This window comes from Alphaproteobacteria bacterium SS10 (genome assembly GCA_019192455.1).
Classification (GTDB): domain Bacteria; phylum Pseudomonadota; class Alphaproteobacteria; order TMED2; family TMED2; genus TMED2.
Map to the genome: position 1 here is coordinate 609,622 of JAHCML010000003.1, position 18,365 is coordinate 627,986.

Sequence of the window (18,365 nt, forward strand, 5' to 3'; positions counted from 1 at the left end):
ATGATTGGCATGACACGCAGCTTCGGTCGACGTCGGCCTCGTCGCGGTTATCGCTTCCATTTCTCGCACGCGATCTTCTTCACGCTTGGCTTGATCGGCATTGGGGCGATTGCGATCGCTTTGCTACCGGTGGCGGCTGAGAACATTGAGCTGCCGATGCCCGATGGGTTGGATCAGTTCACCCTTGATTACAAAGGTCTGCCACCACCGAATGCGATTATTCAGGCAACCGATGGCAGTACCGGTCAGCTGACCAGTTTTACCGGGAAAATCCATCTAGTGAACATCTGGGCGACATGGTGCCCGCCTTGTATCGTTGAACTGCCAAGCTTAGAGCGGCTGCAGACCCATTTTCCGCGTGAACAGTTCGAGGTTGTTGCTGTTTCTGTCGATGCGGAGGGCTGGCCCGCCATCAATCGGTTCCATGAAACCCATGGTTTGAACCTGCCCGTTTATCTCGACATGTCTGGTCCGGTCTTGAGTGAGCTGGAGTATTTCAGCCTGCCCACGACGATTCTGCTTGATGAGAATGGCGTTGAGATTGGTCGCCAGCCTGGCGTTGCAATCTGGGATAGTAATCGGGCTATTCACCTGATTGAACGCGCGATTGAGGGATCGCTTTAGGGCGAAAGGCAGTATTTCCCCAAAAGTTCCCGAAAAGGGGGCTGCGTCGCGAATTAGATTTGTGCTACCCAACCGGCAATAGCTGGCGATGAGCGCCAGCTGGCTCCTTTTGCTATGTGGGAAAGCCCAATAATGAGAATGCGTACAAACCCAGGAACCCCGCCAGAGCTTCCAGAAGAGCGTGGCGCGTGGGCTGAGATACGCCGGAATTGGCTGCTGATCGTGATCTTGTTACTTGGCGCAGGCGGAGCGTTTTTCCTCCTGCAGCCAGAAGAGATTGCCATGCCTGAGGTTTCCGTTGCCTCAACCTGGCAGGCACCGGACCGTGAAGGCCCATTACGGAACATCAGCTTCTTGACCCAGAATGGTAATCAAGCCCGTATCTCTGACTTCTATGGCCGCCCGAAAGTTGTGGTTGGCTATAAGCTGGAGTGTGAGGAATGCATGCTCAGCTTGAAGTCGCTTGATGTGGTTGCTGGTGAGTTTGCTGGCCGCGTCGATTTTATTCCGCTCGCCTTCTCCACTCGCCCTGGTCCGCTGACTGAACTTATTCAGAAGACCTATAAGGAATACGGGATCACCAACCTCCGCGCCTACACCCTGTCCGAGCAGGAAGCGTTCGGGGTGTTCAACCCACTGACCCTGCCGCACAGCTATATTACAACCGCCAACAACCAGGTGGTTCGTATTCATACCGGTGAGGGCCTGTGGAACGAGCAGCGCATTTTTGATGCGCTTACCACGCTGTCTGGTGGTGAAGCTCAACAATAAGTCGGCGCTAGGACTTAGTCCTTAGCCTGCTCTATCGCTCGATAAACTGAGCTAATCTGCAATTGCTTGCGCGGACCCTCGATCCGCCAAGCGAGCGTCCATTGCTGCGCGGATATGATGGTCAGCTGACCGATATAGAGGTCATCACCACAGATGTGGTTGATGCTCAGCGGGTCCGTGCCCTGGGTTCTGCTATCCAAGGCGAAAAAGGCGCGGCCATCGGTAAAGAAGACCTGTATCAGGCCATCTGGACCCAGACGGATCTTGTACTCACGCCAAGCGGAGCCGGAATGGGTTCCAAAGACCAGCTCGCCTTCTTCACGCAGAAGTAGCTGCTGCCCATCCTCTTGGGTGATGCGGCAGATGCCTTTCAAGACACCATCGATGCCGGCGCGGCGATCAATGATACTGCGCTCTAAATGCCAATCCCCGGCCTGGGCTAGCGGATGCCAACCATCGGGCCGGGGATTGGTAGAAGTATTCGTCGTATTCAGCGTCACGGTTGCTCTATGGCTTACAGGGCCTTGGCGAGCTCGCTATCAAGGGCTGGGAGTGCCTCAAACAGATCCGCAACCAGGCCATAATCGGCGACCTGGAAGATTGGCGCTTCCTCGTCCTTATTGATGGCGACAATGACCTTGCTGTCCTTCATCCCGGCAAGGTGCTGAATAGCGCCAGAGATGCCAACGGCGATGTAGAGGTTTGGCGCCACGACTTTACCGGTCTGACCAACCTGATAGTCATTCGGCACATAGCCGGCATCAACCGCCGCACGGGATGCGCCAATGGCGGCACCCAGCTTGTCTGCAATCGGCTCCAGCAGGTCAAAGCTCTCGCTCGATCCCAGGCCACGACCGCCTGAGATGACAATATCGGCGGCGGTGAGTTCTGGGCGGTCACTCTCAGAAAGCTCGGAACCGACGTAGCTCGAAAGACCCGCATCACCTTTAGAGGCAACGGCCTCAATGGCAGCACTGCCACCCTCAGCCGCTGCAGCGTCAAAGGCGGTGCCACGGACCGTGATGACTTTAATCGCATCGCTCGATTGCACGGTTGCAATGGCGTTACCGGCATAGATTGGACGCTTAAAGGTGTCCGCACTCTCAATGCCGGAAATGTCGCTGATCTGCTGTGTGTCGAGCAGGGCGGCAACGCGAGGCATGATGTTCTTGCCGGTCGTGGTCGCGGTCATCAGCACGTGGCTGTAACCAGAGGCCAAATCGGCAATCACAGGCGCCATGTTTTCCGCCAGAGCATTTTCAAGCTCAGCGCTATCGGCATGGAGAACCTTAGCAACACCATCAACCTTGGCGGCGGCATCGGCCACGGTCTGGGTGCCAGAACCGGCAACCAGAACATGGATGTCGCTGTCGAGGGCCTTACCGGCGGTGACGGCGTTCAGGGTGGCGGGTTTCAGTTCCCCGTCCATATGTTCAGCGATGATGAGAACAGCCATTATCCGATCACCTTTGCTTCGTTCTTGAGTTTGTCGACCAGCTCTTCGATTGAGCTGACTTTACCGCCACCTTCACGCTTTGGCGGTTCTTCCACCTTCACCAGGGTGAGGCGAGGGGCGGTATCAATGCCCAGATCAGCCGGGGTCATGGTGTCCAGCGGCTTCTTCTTCGCCTTCATGATGTTTGGCAGGGACGCATAGCGCGGCTCATTCAGGCGCAGATCGGTGCTGATGATCGCCGGCAGCTTGACCTCAACGGTTTGCAGGCCGCCATCAATCTCACGGGTGACGGTCGCTTTATCGCTGTCGAGTTCAACCTTGGAGGCGAAGGTCGCCTGACCCCAACCAAGCAGCGCGGCGAGCATCTGCCCCGTCTGGTTGCTGTCATCATCGATGGCTTGTTTACCCAGGATGACCAGCTGTGGCTGTTCCTTATCCACGAGGGCCTTGAGCGCCTTGGCAACGGCCAGCGGCTCAAGCGTATCGTCGGTCTGTACCAGGATCCCACGATCGGCGCCCATCGCCATCGCGGTGCGGAGTGTTTCCTGGCATTGCTGAACGCCCAGGCTAACGGCGACGATCTCTTCGACCTTGCCCGCTTCCTTCAAGCGCACGGCCTCTTCAACCGCAATCTCATCGAATGGGTTTATCGACATTTTGACATTGGCGGTTTCAACACCGCTGCCATCAGCCTTAACCCGAATTTTGACGTTGTAATCGACGACCCGTTTGACGGGAACCAGCACCTTCATCGGTGACCTCTCAATTCTTGGGTGTAATACGTGATCGTAAGAACTTGCCAATCCGCCGTGGTGGCGGTTCCTGGCAGGTGGTCTCCTCAATCCCAGGCGGCATTTGGGGCCGCTTATTGCTTATTTGGAGCGCGGTCGGGCCAGCCCAGCTGCGCAATGACGGCAGCAAACTAACACCGGTAGCAGGCAACGGCGATACCGTATTTTGGCCGCCCAACCCTGTCAATCAAGAAGTTTACGTATACGTAAGATTTTGCAGCTTACGGAAACATAACCGCCAACGCAAAAAACAGCAGCGCTGCGCCTTGGAATAGGATGCGAAGGCGCATCAGGTTGTTGCCGTGCTTGCGGGCGAAATCGCCACCCTGGGCCATGCCGAACAGGCCAATAGCCAGGGAGACCAAGGCCCCCATCATGGCGATCAACATCAGGACAAAAAAGACTGTCTTCATCACATGACTTCCGTGTTTGACGTCAGTATTGGGCTCGCCGTTATCGGCGTGTAGCCGCTTAGCGGTCTGACGTCGACGTCGTTATGCACCAAGATATGGCTGATCGGCAAACAACCAACCGTTTTGCCCGTTCAATCCCGCCCATGGTTGTCGATGTGGGGAGAGGCCAGATCGTTGACGGCATCATGATGGGTTTTGGGTGCTCTTCAAAAAGCTATGTTGTTTCAAGGGGTTGTTTTCTTGCTCGAGCGTGGGGTGGACGGGTGTTGTGGATGGGGTTAGCCATGCCGCTGTGATGGATTGCGACGCTGTGTCCAATCTGGGATAGAACCGGCGATGCGATGGTTCTTCATGAACAGCCAAGATCGGCAGCAACATCAATGACCACAGAACTGGCCTCTGGGTTTCAGCGGCATATCGATCGCCTAAACGATTTCAGCGCGGCTGACCGCCAGCCACTCCGTATCGGTGGTGAGGCGATTGGTTGGCTTGGGCCCCAGACCGCAGCTGCTTTGCTATCTGCTGGTTTGATCGTTGAGGGTGAGGGCTATGCCCTACCAAACCAGCAAGACGGTGACCCTGAGGCGCGAACGGTGGCACTGGCTGCAATTGCTGAACACCTGGTCGGTGAAGGCCTCATGGGCGATTTGCGTGGTGAGATTTATAAGGTCTGCCAGGCGTGGGATGCATTGTCCCTGGCCAGTATCGATCGTCGTGCGATCCCGCATCTGGGTCTGCCCAGCTATGGCGTGCATGTGAACGGCGTGGTCCGGACAGAGCGCGGCATCGAGATGTGGATTGCCACCCGCGCCCTAGATCGTGAGGTTGAGCCAGGCAAGCTCGACAACATGATTGCTGGCGGCCAACCTGGTGACCTTAGCCTTATGGAGAACCTGATTAAGGAAGCGGAGGAGGAGGCCGGTGTTGCAGCAAACCTGGCCAACCAGGCGCAGCAGGTGGCGACCCTAACCTACCGGCATGGTGAGGGGGCTGAGCGGGTGAAGAACGACACCATCTTTGCCTATGACCTTTGGCTGCCCGAAGACTTCGTGCCGGTGAATACCGATGGTGAGGTTCATAGCTTTGAGCGGCTGCCGGTCGAAGAGGTTGCCCAGCTAGTTCACGACACGGATCGCTTCAAACCAAACTGCAATCTGGTCATCATCGACTTTGTTCGTCGGCTAACCCCGGAGTTAGCGACCCAATCTTGAGCTTAGAATCCGGCCAGCATTTGTTGCAGGTCACTCAATGACACGCCGTTTTCTCGCATGGATAAGAGTGTTCGGGCCTGATCCCGTGTTGCCAGGCGTTGGCCATCCTCATCCGTCACGAGATCGTGGTGGTGATAGAGCGGAGTGGGCAGGTCCAGAAGCTTCTGCAGCAGCACATGAAGATGGGTGGCGTCCCATAAATCCTTACCCCGTGTCACATGGGTGATGCCTTGCAGGGCGTCATCATGAACAACGGCCATATGGTAGCTGGTGCCAATATCTTTGCGGGCGAGGACCGCGTCACCGAGAAGCTCTGGCAGTGCCTCAACCTTACCTGCTGTTAGGTCATGCCAGGATAACTCGGCGCCGTCCGGCAGTGCGGAGAGAGCTTTAGCAAGGTTGATGCGCCAGGCATGGCTATCGCCATTGGCGATGCGTTTATCCGCCTCCGCTTTTGGCAAGTCCCGGCAGGTGCCTGGATAAAGCGGGCCCTCGCTGCCATGGGGGGCACCGGCACTGCGCTCAATCTCCGCGCGAATCTCTGCCCGGGTGCAGAAGCAGGGATAGACCACGCCCATGGACTTCAACTGTTCTAACCGCTGGGCATAGTCAGGAAGATAATCTGATTGTCGTCGTACTGGTGTTGGCCAGCTAAGGCTGAGCCAGGCCAAATCCTCCTCGATCCCGGCAATATGTTCAGCCCGGCAACGGGTGTGATCGATATCCTCAATCCGCAGTAAAACTTCGCCGCCCAGCCGTTCAGCCTCACGCCAGGTGAAGAGCGCTGAATAGGCATGGCCCAGATGCAAGCGACCGCTGGGTGAGGGGGCAAAGCGAAGTTTTGTCATTTAGGCCTAAATCATTAACCACATCGGCATCCCGCTTGCTTGTGGGCGCCGGTGGCATCACCTATACACGTGGTCGGCTTCGGCATCACGCCGTCCGATACCGATTTTGAAACGGAAAGTTCCCTAGCATGAGCGATTACGAGCTGGAATCAGATGATCCCGAGTTCCTCGATGATGATGACATCTATGGTGAGGATGATGACGATTTTGGCGGGGAAGAGGGCGTTGCCCTTACCCATCTGAACGGTCCGGCCGTGCCGCCAGCCTCCGGTGGTCGGGCAAAGCAGCTGGTTGTCCTGCTCCATGGCTTGGGTGCTGATGGCAATGATCTGATCAGCCTGGTCCCGCAGATTGCCAAGGTTCTGCCCGATGCGGCATTCATCGCACCAAACGCGCCAGAGCCCTGCGATATGGCCCCGATGGGGTATCAGTGGTTCAGCCTCCAAGATCGCAGCCATGACGCCATGCTCGCCGGTGTTGAGGGCGTGGCGCCTAAGCTGGACGGGTTCTTGGATGAGGTGCTCGACTATCTGGACCTGACGGAAGAGGATGTCTTCCTGGTCGGCTTCTCACAGGGCACCATGATGGCCCTACATGTCGGTATGCGCCGTGAGCGTCCGCTGGGTGGCATTGTTGGCTTCTCAGGTGCGTTGGTTGGCGGTGATCGCCTCCCCGATGAGATTGTGACCCGCCCGCCTGTTCTGCTCGTCCATGGTGATGCGGATGAGGTTGTGCCGTTCCAGGCCATGCAAATGGCCGCTGATGCGCTGCTAACCGCCGAGGTGAAGGTGGAGGCGATCCGACGTCCAGGCTTGGCGCACGGCATCGACCCGCAAGGCATGCTCGCAGCCCTACGCTTCATCAATGATCATCAGCGATTTATCGACGACGACTAAGCTGGGTGAGGCAGCCGGGTTAATCGGCTGCCATCCGCACGTTACTGCGCGGCCAGCGCGTGGGTCATCTCATGATAGACCGGGCACTTATCCCATAGGGCGACCAGGCTATCGCGCAGGTGTTCCATCATGGCGTCGGTGTGCATTGGCGTCGGCGTGATGCGAATACGCTCAGTGCCACGCGGCACGGTCGGATAGTTGATCGGCTGCACATAGATATCGAACTTCTCAAGCAGCATATCGGTGACGCGCTTACACAGCGCGGGCTCACCCACCATGAGTGGGATGATATGCGTCTCGGTGCAGGTCATGACCGGAAGGTCGGCATCGATCAGCATCTTCTTCAGCTTCGCCGCACGCTCTTGATGGCGGGCACGCTCAAACTGCGATTGCTTCAGGTGCTGGATTGAGGCGGTGGCCCCGGCGGCGATGGCCGGCGGCAGGGCGGTCGTAAAGATAAAGCTGGAGGCATGGCTGCGTACGAAATCGCACAGCGCGGTGGTGGAGGTAATGTACCCGCCCATCACGCCGTAAGCCTTGCCCAGCGTACCCTCAATAATGGTGACCCGGTCCATCAGGCCTTCACGCTCGGCAATGCCGCCGCCGCGCGGGCCGTACATGCCAACCGCGTGAACCTCATCAAGATAGGTAATGGCGTTGTACTTATCGGCGAGGTCACAAATCTCTTCGATCCGGCCAATATCGCCGTCCATTGAGTAGACACTCTCAAACGCGATGATCTTTGGTCGGTCGATATCAACACTGCGCAGCAGTTGCTCAAGATGCGCGATGTCATTGTGGCGGAAGATATGGCGTTCGGCGCCGGAACCACGAATGCCTTGGATCATGGAGGCGTGGTTGTTGGCGTCTGAGAAGATCACGCAATTCGGCAGGTGGCGACCAAGGGTGGTCAGCGTTGCCTCATTCGAGATGTAGCCAGAGGTGAAGATCAGGGCCGCTTCCTTGCCATGCAGGTCGGCAAGCTCAGCCTCCAGTACGTTATGGTAGCGGGTGGTCCCACTGATGTTGCGGGTGCCGCCGGCACCGGCGCCAGACTCGTCGATGGCCTGCTTCATCGCAGCCACAACCTTTGGGTTCTGGCCCATGCCTAGATAATCGTTTGAGCACCAGATGGTGACATCACGCTCGCTGCCATCATCCTCACGGAAGGTTGCCCGTGGGAAATCGCCCGCATGGCGGCGAAGATCAGCGAAGACGCGATAGCGGCCCTCTTGCTTGAGGTCGCCAATGCCATCCTTAAAAAAGCGCTCGTAATTCATAGACACGCATCATCCGAGGAACGAAGTGGGCACTGTTATGCCAAGGCATATCAGGTAAACGCAACATAGTTAGGATATGCGTAAAGCGCAGCCGACGGATTGACGCGGATCAATTTTTTTCCTGATTGCGCCATCAGGGAAACCAATCGCTGTGAAAGGCCTTGGTTTCCAGGTGGTTAAGGTTAGTCCGCCCAGACCCGGTACAGGCGCTTCATCAGGTCGTATTCGAGTACCCGGTGGTTGTTGGTATCCACGACCAACAGCCGGTTCTCGCCATCGAACCACAGGCCCGCAGGCTCTGAGAGTGGCACACAGCTGGCATCCTCACACTCAAAGGGGCCATCTGGGTGATCGGGATCGTCGAGGTCGTAGACCTCGCCCGCAATCACATCGACGACGCGGATCGCATCATTGTAACTATCGGCCACATAGAGGTTCCGGTCGCCCCCATCGGCAACGGCCAGCGGGTGCTGCAGCAAAGCATCGCCAAAACGCCCATTCTCATGGCCAAAGGTGAACAGCCCTTTGCCGATTAGCGTGCCGACCTGCTCGTCATGGGCGAGCTCTACTGAGCGGAGGGCCGAAGTCTCCGCATCGACGAAGAGCAGCATGTCTTCATCTTCGGTGATCGCGAGGCCGCTGGGTTGGGCAAGCAGCGCATCGGCACCATCACCATCGCGCAGGTTCTCGCCACCACTGCCAACCAGCTTCTTCACCATCCCATCTGATAGATCGACCACACCGATCTGGTGGGTGCCTGCATTGGCGAAATAGAGTTGGTCGTCGGCAATCGTTAGATCCCAGGGTGAGGCTAGTGGGGTTTGCGGGCCCGGTGTCTCTGGCCCTTCGAGTGGGGCGCCGCGCTGGCCGGTACCGGCGATGGTCCGTACCGTGTCGGTATTCAGATCGATAACCCGAATGGCATGGTTGCCAGTATCGGCAACATAGATCATGCCATCGCCACAGATCAGGCCCTGTGGGCGCCGAAACCGCGCCCGCTCGGCTGGGCCATCTTCAAAACCCCGACGGCCATTGCCATAGCGCTCAACCTCTTCGCCCTTATCATTCAGCAGGACGATCTGGCTGTGCCCACTATCGGCCAAGGCCCAATAACGCTCACCATCCAGTTGTAGTGGCTTGATCTTGGAGGGGTGCTGAAGGCGGCTATAGCCTGGCCGTTCACGCTCAATATCAAGCGCCATTGGCTCAATCAGCCCCTCCATCTTGAACTTATCCAGCACGTCATTGATAGCGCGCAGCATCTCATTCAGCTCAGGCTCGCCGGAATGCATGCCGATAACGGTCCCCTGCGGGGATAGGAAGACGAGGGTGGGCCAAGCGCGTACGGCATAATGCTGCCAAAGCTCGCGGTCGGGGTCATGGATCACCGGGTGCTTGATGCCATAGCGTAAGATTGCCTGGCGCAGGCGAGCAGGATCCTTCTCGGCTTCGAATTTCGGCGAATGTACGCCGACCACCACGACTTCTTCGGGAAACGCCTTCTCAACCAGTCGAAGGGTTTCAGCCACATGGATGCAGTTGATGCAGCAGAGCGTCCAGAAGTCGAGAATGACCACCCGGCCTTCCAAGTCTTGGAGGTTCAGTGGCTCTGGCACGTTGAACCAGGTTTGGCCCTCACGATTGATCTCAGGTGCCCGTACCACGCCCAGCATGTTGTCGGCGGCCATTGGATCATCGCCATTTGGATCCGCGCCATATGGGTTGTCACCATAGGGATTTTCGAAGGGATCCTCGAACGGGTCATCGGGTGGATCGTAGTTGTCGCTCATGGCTCAAACCGGGTCGGCTGGTGACTGTGATTGTCCATAGATCGATGTCTGGCCATCGAATGGCAACCCATCTCGGCATTTAATCACCGAAAACTTGCCCCCACACCCCAGAATTGGGCTGCATTTCTTGATCGCGGGCGATCCTGCTTGTAACACCAAGCGTCCAATTCCGTTACGGGCACCAATCGGTGCAACCAATCTTGGCGCCCGGACCAACCTCGCGAACCAAATCAGAGGCGTGATGCAAACGCTCTATAGTGGTGGCCTGCTCTTCGATGGCGATGGCCGATTGCTCGAAAATTACGGTGTCCTGGTCGAAAATGATCGGGTGATCAAGATCGCCCCGCGGCCAGAGTTTACCGGCTTTGCTGGCTATGTGGTCGACACCTCCGGTGGCACGCTGATGCCAGCCCTGATTGATGGTGCCTGCCATATCGCGCTGGGCGCTGAGGCGGACCCGGTTGGCGCCCTTGGTGGCCGCGATGAGTCTGAAACCACGCTCATGGCGCTTGAGCATCTTCAAGCAAGCCTGGTTGGTGGTTTTGGTGTTGTCCGTGATTTGGGTGGTGCGCCCGATGTTGCGCGCTCACTCGCCGATGCTATGCAGGCCGGTCGCTTTATGGGCGCCTCTCTGCTGACCGCTGGCTGCACTATTGTGCCAACCGGTGGCCATGGTGAAGAGATGGGCGTCGTAGCTGACGGCTCTTTAGAGGTTATGCAATCAATCCGTGCGCTGGCCGCCAGCGGTGCCCACGGTATCGTCTTCTCAGCATCTGGTGGTGTTACCTCTGCCGATACCAACCCATCCATGACTTATATGACGGCTGAAGAGCTTGAGGCCGGTGTGGTTGAGGCCCACCGTCTTGGCCGTCCAACCGCTGTCATGGCCCATAATACCGATGCCGCAAAGCTCGCGACCCAGGCCCAGGCCGGTGCGGTTCTTTATGGTGCCGGCCTAGATGACGACACCATTGGCGCGATGGTTGCGGGGCAGGTCTATCTGGTGCCAGCGCTTGGTGCTTCCCGCGCCTTGGCGGATGCGGCCGATGATGCCGGTCTCGATCCAGCGATTGTCGATACCGCCAAGCAGTTGGTTGACGCCCATGCCGGTGCCTTGAAGCGTTTCTATGATGCGGGCGGTAAGGTCGCATTTGGTAGTGATAGCGGGATGCCGCTTCTCGCCCATGGTGAGAACGCGCTTGAGCTTCGCCATCTGGTAGCGAGCGGCATGACGCCGATTGATGCGCTGATCGCTGCCACTGGCTATGCCGCCGATATGCTGGGCCTTGTTGGTCGTGGCCGGGTTGCTGAGGGTGGCGTTGCCGACCTTCTCGTCGTTGATGGCAATCCTGCTGACAATATTGATGCGGTGGCTGAGCGCGGTAATCACCGCCTCGTCGTTAGCGGTGGCACGGTCGCGGCGCGCCGCAATTAGGGCGCTATAGTTGAGGCACCCACCATTTTGACATTTGGCCGCCTTGACCGATGGGTGAAGGCTGGCGACCTTGTTGGCTTAGATTGCCCCAGACGTCACGCTGAGAGGGATTGAGCATCATGCCCGTGGTGAACCGTATCGCCGATCTAACCGATGAGCTGACCGGTTGGCGTCGGCATCTGCATGCCAATCCTGAGATCGCCTTTGAAGAGCATGAGACGGCAAAGTTCGTCATTGAGCGTCTGCGCGATATCGGCGTTGATGAAATCTATGAAGGGTTGGCCGGTACGGGCGTTGTTGCGCTGATCCATGGCCAGAATGGGCCAGCAGAGGTGGCTGAGGACCGTATTGCGCTGCGCGCCGATATGGATGCCCTGCCGATGGATGAGAAGACCGGCCTGGACCATGCCTCAACAAAGCCAGGTGCCATGCATGCCTGTGGTCATGATGGCCATACGACCATTCTGTTAGGCACCGCCAAGTATCTGGCTGAGACGCGCAACTTCAGCGGTACGGCCGTCCTGATCTTCCAACCGGCAGAAGAGAATGGCGGTGGCGCCGAGGTGATGATGCGAGAGGGGCTATTTGAGCAGTTTCCCGTCCGCTCTGTCTGGGGGCTGCATAACTCCCCAGCGCTGCCCGTGGGCAAGATTGCCACCCGAACAGGCCCTTCCATGGCGGCGGTGGATGATTTCACCATCCACATTAAGGGTAAGGGCGGGCACGCCGCGCGACCGCAGGACAGCGTCGACCCCATCTTTATCGGCACCCACCTCTATCAAGCGCTGCAGGGGATCGTCAGTCGGAAGACCAACCCGATCCAGCAGGCTGTGCTTAGCGTTACCCAGTTCCATGCCGGTTCAGCGTTTAACGTTATTCCCGATGATGCGGTTCTGAACGGCACCGTGCGTACCTTCGACGCCAAGCTGCGGGATGATATTGAGGCCCGGATGCGCCAGATCGCTAAGGGTGCAGCGCTTCAATTCGGGGCCGAGATCACCATTGAGTATGAGCGGGGATACCCGCCACTTGTGAACCATGCGGTTGAGACGGGAATCGCGGGGCAGGTTGCCGCCGATGTGGTGGGTGAAGAGCATGTGTTGAAGGAGATTGAGCCGATCATGGGCGGCGAGGATTTCGCCTATATGCTTGAAGATCTGCCGGGCTCCTATGTTTGGATTGGGCAAGCGGATGACGACCACACGGCGTCCGTGCATAATCCCTATTACGATTTTAATGATGCGATCCTGCCAATCGCCACCAGCTATATGGCACGGATGGTTGAGCGGCAGCTGCCGCGCGATTGATCACAGAAAAACAAGCGATATCAGAAGGACGCGATAGCGATGCCCGTCAATAACCGGATTGCGGAATTCCACGAGGCCATGACCGAGTGGCGCCGCGATATCCATGCCCACCCTGAGCTGGGTTATGAGGAGCAGCGCACATCTAAGCTGATCGTTGAGAAGCTGACCGAATGGGGCATTGAGGTCCATGACGGTATCGCCAAGACCGGCGTGGTTGGGGTGCTGCACGGTCGCGATGGCACCGGTGGTGATCCGGATAAGTCGATTGCGCTGCGCGCCGATATGGACGCCCTGCCAATTGAGGAGGCTACGGGCCTGCCCCACGCCTCCACCAACCCCGGTAAGATGCATGCCTGTGGTCATGATGGTCATGTGACCATGCTATTGGGCGCGGCCAAATACCTGGCCGAGACCCGCAATTTTGACGGTACTGTCTATTTTGTTTTCCAACCTGCGGAAGAGGGTGGCGCCGGTGGCGACCTAATGGTCAAAGAGGGACTGTTTGATCGGTTCCCGGCCAAGAGTGTCTGGGGCATGCATAACTGGCCCGAAGTGCCAATCGGCGAGGTTGCGGTGATGCCTGGCCCTATGATGGCCGCCGCCGACCGGTTTAAGGTGACCGTGAAAGGCTACGGTGCCCACGCTGCCATGCCGCATTACGGTATCGATCCGGTTCTTATCGGCTCTCACATTGTCACCATGTGGCAAAGCCTGGTCAGCCGCCGGACCGATCCGTTGGATAAGGCAGTGATCTCTACGACCACCTTCCATGCTGGTTCTGCCTTCAACGTTATCCCTGAAGAGGCGGAGCTGGGCGGTACGGTTCGTACCTTCACGCCTGAGGTGCGGGACATGATCGAGAAGGAAATGCAGACAATCGCCGAGAGTGTTGCGACGTCTATGGGGGGCTCTGTGGAGTTCAGCTATGTCCGTGGCTATCCGCCCACGATCAATTCAGCAGAAGAGGCTGGTTTCGCCGCCGATGTGGCGTCCAAGCTTTTGGGCAGTGATAAGGTCCATACCAACCTAAACCCATGCATGGGGGCGGAGGATTTCTCCTTCATGCTTGAACAACGGCCCGGCGCGTATATCTGGCTGGGGCAGGCGGATGATGACCACAAACATATGGTCCATCACCCGCTCTACGACTTTAACGATCGCATCCTGCCACTTGGTGCCTCCTACTGGGCCCAGCTGGTGGAAGCCTCCCTCCCTAAAGCTGCTTAAACACCGATACGACCGATGAGTGAAGAGGATCTAGAAGACGCCACGGCCCGCTGGAACGGCGCGCTGCAGGAGGCCATCGCCGCCAAAAGTGGTGAGGTGTTTACCGATATCGTCTTCGATTTCGGCGTTGAGATCATGAACCAGCTGGAGTTTCCGACGGCCGAGTTCGATGCGCTGCTCGCCATTTTACGGGATCATCGCCTGCACGGTTTGACCGGGTCACGGCATCTGGTGGCGGTGTTCAATTTCGAGTTTGAAACCCTGACCCGGGATCAGGAAGAGCGGTTGCTGAAAACCTTTGAAGAGGTTTACGCCAGCTTCAGCGATTGGGAGACCTCGCATTACATCGCGGAGATGGTGGGCCAACGCTATGCCGATGGCCGGGGGCTGGATGCGTTAGAGCGGATGCGGCGGACTAAGAACCAGGTCGCCCGCGGCTTCGTTGCAAATGGGTTGGAGCAGTTGGCCCGGACCAATCGTGATCCGTTGATTGTTAACCGTGCCATGGATCAGATTTTGTCCATGCGCGGCGATATCAGCGAACAGGTGAATGCCCATGTTGATGAGGCGATTGAACGCCTAATCGATCGTGGTGCAATGGGACGCGCCTGAGGGCCAATCTAGTTTTCCCGCATCTCACGTTGGCGCATCGGCATTGTGTCGATCAGGGCGTAAACCTCTGCCATGGCCACCGGGGCGCTCCAGCGCGCTTTCTCCCCGCCATCTTTGCCGACCAAGATAACAGCGAAGTCATCTGGCCCAAGGTCAAACCGCTGCCTTAACGCTTCTGCCGTTGGCAGCTGATCGGCGGCTAGCTGTGGTGTTGGTTTTGCGTGTAGTCCCACCTGGCCCGCGTCGCTGAGAACGTGAATGCGGAGGATGTCACGCTCATAAAGCTCATTAATGCTCTGGCTGGTCGCGATGAATTGCTGACGGAAGTTTGGGGCCTCAGGCGATCCGGTAAAGATCAGCAAGGGGCGATAATCCCCCTTGAACGGCGCGAGTGGGTTGGCCAGGGCTGTTGTGGTCATGGCTAAGAGTAGCCCAATCGCGGCAAAGAGTGTTCGCATCTGTCGGCCCTTGCTCCGCTTTCGCTTTGGCACTTAGTCAGTATCCTAGCGGCCAGACCCTATGGCCACAAACACGAACGCCCACCGATTGGTGGGCGTCCAGTTGAGCAATAGATCGATGATTGTTGGGCTTAACGGCCCATCATGTGGGCGACGGTGCGCGCTGTCTTGTTCTCTGGTGTTTGTGGCATCACACCAGCGGCGCGGTCAGCCTCAACGGATGGCAGGAAGCGCGCTTCCATAAGTGCCTCTGCCCGTTTGGTGAAGCCGCCTTTGAACTCTGCTGCCTTCTCCATCCAGAATGGGTCGGGCTCCCAACGTGGGGAGGTTTCTGCGCCAACCATTGGTTGGGCGGCACCACTACGCATGGTGCTCAACTCACGGAGGCCGGGCAGCGCCTCGGTGAGGAATTGCTTTTGCTGGGGGTCCATGACCTTGCCAGTAAAGCGCAGCTGATCAGTGATCTCAGTCGCCAGGCGCATCACGGCGAGCTGTGCATTGTCGCGGTCAAGGCCAGGGGCCTGGCCATCTACGTCTATGCCTTTAATGAAGCCGATCAGTTTAACCGCGGTAGCATCAGCAGTTGGTGTGCGTGAGGTCAGTTTCGCAAACATGGGGCGAGTTTCCTGCCTGATTTGGCGCCGTTGGTGCCAAGGTTTTTGTCGATGGCGCGGAACCTATAGTCACGGTTTGAAAACAACGACGCCCACTATTGCATAGCGCATTACCTGAAATGCATAGCTCGGCTGTTCAGCCTTGCTCGTTGGATTTGGGGTTCAGGGCCTGCTGTAACCCATCGCCCAGCAGGTTGAACGCAATCACCGTCACAAAGATCGCGAGCCCCGGATAAATCGCGAGCCAAGGAGCGTTCCAAATCAGGCTTTGCGCATTGGTCAGCATGTTGCCCCAGCTTGGCACCGGCGGCTGGATGCCGAGGCCCAGGAAGCTCAACACACTCTCAAGCAGGATCACATTGCCGATTGATAGGGTGGTGGCGATGATCACGGGTGACATCACATTCGGCAGGATATGACGGCGCAGGATAGCGGCATCGCCCACACCTAAGGCTGTGGCTGCCGTTACATAGGGCCGGGTGCGGACCGTAAGGGTGCTGGCGCGCACCAGCCTGGCAACCGTGGTCCACCCGACCAGCGCAATGATCGCCACGATCCGGTATAGGGCCGCATTTTCTGAGAAGGCGGCATCTGTACTGAACCCAAGCTTGGTTAAGTCGACCGCCGCTAAAACGATTAGCAATGGCAACAGCGGCAGCGCGATCACAATGTCGGTCAGGCGCATTAGCAGGCTGTCGATAAAGCCGCGATAGAACCCGGCGATGAGGCCGATAAAGGTGCCAATGACCGCCGCAATCGCTGCGGTTGCCACGCCAACGATCAGTGAGACCTGCCCGCCATAGAGCAGGCGAAGAAACACGTCACGGCCCAGGCTATCCGTGCCCAACCAATAGGTGGCCGATGGCGGTTCAAACCGGGCAAAGAGGTCCTGCGCCTCGGCAGTTCTGCCCAGTGCAGCCTCGAACCAAGGGGCAGCAAAGCAGATACCGGCAATGGCGATCAGCAGAACCAAGCTAACCATCGCGGGCAATTGGCGGATGAAGCGAGCCAAGGCGGCACGGCCGGGCGTGTGCCGCTTGGCAGCCAGCGCATGGGTTTGTTCGGCGGCGAGGCTGAAATCACCCATCATGCGGCCTCGAACGAAATGCGTGGGTCCACCGCCGCATACAGCACATCAGCGAGCAGGTTCGCGATCAGCACCATTGCTGTCGCTAGCAACAGGCCGATCAGGGCGAGGTTGTAGTCATTGCCCTCAATCGCGCCATAGATCGTCTGCCCCAGGCCCGGATAGGCAAACATGGTCTCGGTGATCAAGGCGCCAGAGAAGAGCGCGCCGAAGTTGAGCGCCACAATGGTGATAATGGTGGGCGCCGCATTGGGCAGGGCATGGCGCCAGATGACCCGGCGTTCGGCGAGCCCCTTGGCCCGGGCAACCCGCAAATGATCCTCGCTCAGCACTTCCAACATCGCGCCACGGATAAACCGGATATAGCCGCCCACGCTCAGCAAGGTCAGGCATATCGTCGGCAGGATTAGGTGATAGGCGCGATCTAGCCAGCGCGGCAGGTCGCTGGCGCCAATCGTTTCAACGCCCCCGGCGGGTAACCATTGTTGGTTCACCGAGAACACTAGGATCAGCATCAGCGCCAGCCAGAATGGCGGTACTGAGATACCAGCGAAACTGACCAGGCTGATGCCGTGGTCCAGTGGCTTATTGGCTTTACGGGCCGCCAGCACCCCAAGTGGCAAGGCGATGATCAGGGCTAAAACAAAAGCGGGAACGAGTAGGTAGAATGAATTCGCGATGGCGCCCTGAATGATGGTCAGTACCGGGCGGCCATATAGGCGACTAAACCCAAAATCGCCCTGTAACGCACTGCCAAGCCAGGCGAAATAGCGTTGGTACAGAGGCTGGTCGAGGCCATAGCGGGCACGTAAACGTTCAGCCTCTGCCGATGAAATATTGGGATCGGCACTAACCAGTAGATCGACCGGGTCACCGGGCATCAGGCCGATCAGGCCGAACACGATCACCGACATCAGCAGCAGAACGGCCAAGGCACCGGTCAGGCGCCTGATGAAGAAACTTATCATTCGGCGGCAGCCTCACTGGTGGCCCAGCGGATGGTCGCATGCCCAACGCGCCGGCCAAATCTTTCAGCTGTTTTTACGTCTTCCGGTACGATCAGGCTTGCCTTGTCATCGGATGATTGGGCCATCAGGCCGAGCCAGGAGCCTGCCTGGTTTAGGGCCTCGCCATCGCCGGTATGCTTGCTGCCCACATGGTTCTGGCCAACCCAAATCATGCCGTGCTGCGCGGCAAAGATGGACATCTGGACCAGGCTATTCAGCTTGTCGCCACTGGCGCTGGCGCCGACGGTGAAGGCGGCACCGATCTTGTCGGCCCAATGCTGCTCAATCCAAAAATTGCTGGAGGCATCCATGAAGCTTTTAAACGGCCCTGATACGCTGCCCATATAGGTAGGGCTGCCAAAGATGATGCCGTCACTGTTCCGCAGCTGGGCCCAGCCCGCATCATCAATGCCATCAACATCGATCAACGATGCCTGGCAACCAACCGCCGTCAGGCCAGCCAAGACATGTTCGGCCACCCTAAGCGTGTGACCGTTTCCGGTGTGATAGGCGATGGTAATGGTCGGCATGGTCGTCA

At 57.9% G+C, this 18,365-nt stretch carries 20 protein-coding genes; 8 read left to right on the top strand and 12 right to left on the bottom strand.

All coding sequences use genetic code 11. The features are described from left to right. Nucleotides 1-624 carry a TlpA family protein disulfide reductase gene (locus tag KI792_03230; GenBank protein ID MBV6632028.1) on the top strand — a complete coding sequence of 208 codons (624 nt, stop codon included), beginning with the start codon at nucleotides 1-3 and terminating at the stop codon, nucleotides 622-624. Between the two features lie 132 nt (nucleotides 625-756). Further along, nucleotides 757-1,395: a hypothetical protein gene (locus KI792_03235; GenBank protein MBV6632029.1), complete on the top strand. Its 639-nt coding sequence runs from the start codon at nucleotides 757-759 to the stop codon at nucleotides 1,393-1,395. Between the two features lie 14 nt (nucleotides 1,396-1,409). Here KI792_03235 and KI792_03240 read toward each other — a convergent pair whose 3' ends face one another. The 4 genes from KI792_03240 to KI792_03255 form a co-directional block, all read right to left on the bottom strand. Continuing rightward, nucleotides 1,410-1,895 (bottom strand): hypothetical protein, encoded by a 486-nt coding sequence (locus KI792_03240; GenBank protein ID MBV6632030.1) that lies wholly within the window; start codon nucleotides 1,893-1,895, stop codon nucleotides 1,410-1,412. Between the two features lie 14 nt (nucleotides 1,896-1,909). Beyond that, on the bottom strand, nucleotides 1,910-2,851 hold the full coding sequence (locus tag KI792_03245) for an FAD-binding protein (GenBank protein MBV6632031.1): 942 nt from the start codon (nucleotides 2,849-2,851) through the stop codon (nucleotides 1,910-1,912). Further along, on the bottom strand, nucleotides 2,851-3,603 hold the full coding sequence (locus tag KI792_03250; GenBank protein MBV6632032.1) for an electron transfer flavoprotein subunit beta/FixA family protein: 753 nt from the start codon (nucleotides 3,601-3,603) through the stop codon (nucleotides 2,851-2,853). The genes KI792_03245 and KI792_03250 overlap by 1 nt, the downstream gene beginning before the upstream one ends. A gap of 260 nt (nucleotides 3,604-3,863) precedes the next feature. After that, nucleotides 3,864-4,055 (bottom strand): twin transmembrane helix small protein, encoded by a 192-nt coding sequence (locus tag KI792_03255; GenBank protein MBV6632033.1) that lies wholly within the window; start codon nucleotides 4,053-4,055, stop codon nucleotides 3,864-3,866. 380 nt (nucleotides 4,056-4,435) lie between these two features. Here KI792_03255 and KI792_03260 point away from each other — a divergent pair, with 380 nt between their 5' ends. Beyond that, on the top strand, nucleotides 4,436-5,266 hold the full coding sequence (locus KI792_03260) for a DUF4743 domain-containing protein (protein ID MBV6632034.1): 831 nt from the start codon (nucleotides 4,436-4,438) through the stop codon (nucleotides 5,264-5,266). 2 nt (nucleotides 5,267-5,268) lie between these two features. On the opposite strand, the gene gluQRS is transcribed toward KI792_03260, so the two are convergent. After that, nucleotides 5,269-6,114, bottom strand: a complete 846-nt coding sequence (gene gluQRS / locus KI792_03265; protein MBV6632035.1) for a tRNA glutamyl-Q(34) synthetase GluQRS — start codon at nucleotides 6,112-6,114, stop codon at nucleotides 5,269-5,271. 128 nt (nucleotides 6,115-6,242) lie between these two features. Here gluQRS and KI792_03270 point away from each other — a divergent pair, with 128 nt between their 5' ends. Then, nucleotides 6,243-7,010: a dienelactone hydrolase family protein gene (locus tag KI792_03270; protein ID MBV6632036.1), complete on the top strand. Its 768-nt coding sequence runs from the start codon at nucleotides 6,243-6,245 to the stop codon at nucleotides 7,008-7,010. A 41-nt stretch (nucleotides 7,011-7,051) separates the two neighbouring features. Here KI792_03270 and hemA read toward each other — a convergent pair whose 3' ends face one another. Both hemA and KI792_03280 read right to left on the bottom strand, forming a co-directional pair. After that, the gene (gene hemA, locus KI792_03275; protein ID MBV6632037.1) at nucleotides 7,052-8,290 is read right to left on the bottom strand and encodes a 5-aminolevulinate synthase; all 1,239 of its coding nucleotides are present in this window, start codon (nucleotides 8,288-8,290) and stop codon (nucleotides 7,052-7,054) included. 182 nt (nucleotides 8,291-8,472) lie between these two features. After that, complete coding sequence (locus KI792_03280; protein MBV6632038.1) at nucleotides 8,473-9,963, bottom strand: redoxin domain-containing protein; 1,491 nt, start codon at nucleotides 9,961-9,963, stop codon at nucleotides 8,473-8,475. A gap of 358 nt (nucleotides 9,964-10,321) precedes the next feature. Here KI792_03280 and KI792_03285 point away from each other — a divergent pair, with 358 nt between their 5' ends. The 4 genes from KI792_03285 to KI792_03300 all read left to right on the top strand — a co-directional run bounded on the left by KI792_03285 (nucleotide 10,322) and on the right by KI792_03300 (nucleotide 14,661). Beyond that, nucleotides 10,322-11,515, top strand: a complete 1,194-nt coding sequence (locus tag KI792_03285; protein MBV6632039.1) for an amidohydrolase family protein — start codon at nucleotides 10,322-10,324, stop codon at nucleotides 11,513-11,515. A 119-nt stretch (nucleotides 11,516-11,634) separates the two neighbouring features. After that, on the top strand, nucleotides 11,635-12,822 hold the full coding sequence (locus KI792_03290; GenBank protein MBV6632040.1) for an amidohydrolase: 1,188 nt from the start codon (nucleotides 11,635-11,637) through the stop codon (nucleotides 12,820-12,822). A 39-nt stretch (nucleotides 12,823-12,861) separates the two neighbouring features. Further along, nucleotides 12,862-14,049: an amidohydrolase gene (locus KI792_03295; protein ID MBV6632041.1), complete on the top strand. Its 1,188-nt coding sequence runs from the start codon at nucleotides 12,862-12,864 to the stop codon at nucleotides 14,047-14,049. Between the two features lie 15 nt (nucleotides 14,050-14,064). Then, nucleotides 14,065-14,661, top strand: coding sequence for a hypothetical protein (locus tag KI792_03300; protein MBV6632042.1), 597 nt, complete (start codon nucleotides 14,065-14,067; stop codon nucleotides 14,659-14,661). Nucleotides 14,662-14,669: 8 nt separating this feature from the next. Here the strand turns inward: KI792_03300 and KI792_03305 are convergent, their stop codons facing one another. The 5 genes from KI792_03305 to KI792_03325 form a co-directional block, all read right to left on the bottom strand. Continuing rightward, complete coding sequence (locus tag KI792_03305; protein MBV6632043.1) at nucleotides 14,670-15,119, bottom strand: DUF4174 domain-containing protein; 450 nt, start codon at nucleotides 15,117-15,119, stop codon at nucleotides 14,670-14,672. Nucleotides 15,120-15,250: 131 nt separating this feature from the next. Beyond that, nucleotides 15,251-15,733: a hypothetical protein gene (locus KI792_03310; GenBank protein MBV6632044.1), complete on the bottom strand. Its 483-nt coding sequence runs from the start codon at nucleotides 15,731-15,733 to the stop codon at nucleotides 15,251-15,253. 136 nt (nucleotides 15,734-15,869) lie between these two features. Next, on the bottom strand, nucleotides 15,870-16,820 hold the full coding sequence (locus tag KI792_03315; GenBank protein ID MBV6632045.1) for an ABC transporter permease: 951 nt from the start codon (nucleotides 16,818-16,820) through the stop codon (nucleotides 15,870-15,872). Then, nucleotides 16,820-17,788, bottom strand: a complete 969-nt coding sequence (locus tag KI792_03320) for an ABC transporter permease (protein ID MBV6632046.1) — start codon at nucleotides 17,786-17,788, stop codon at nucleotides 16,820-16,822. Before KI792_03320 ends, KI792_03315 begins: the two co-directional genes overlap by 1 nt. Beyond that, nucleotides 17,785-18,357: a flavodoxin family protein gene (locus KI792_03325; GenBank protein ID MBV6632047.1), complete on the bottom strand. Its 573-nt coding sequence runs from the start codon at nucleotides 18,355-18,357 to the stop codon at nucleotides 17,785-17,787. Before KI792_03325 ends, KI792_03320 begins: the two co-directional genes overlap by 4 nt. Nucleotides 18,358-18,365 lie beyond the last annotated feature (8 nt).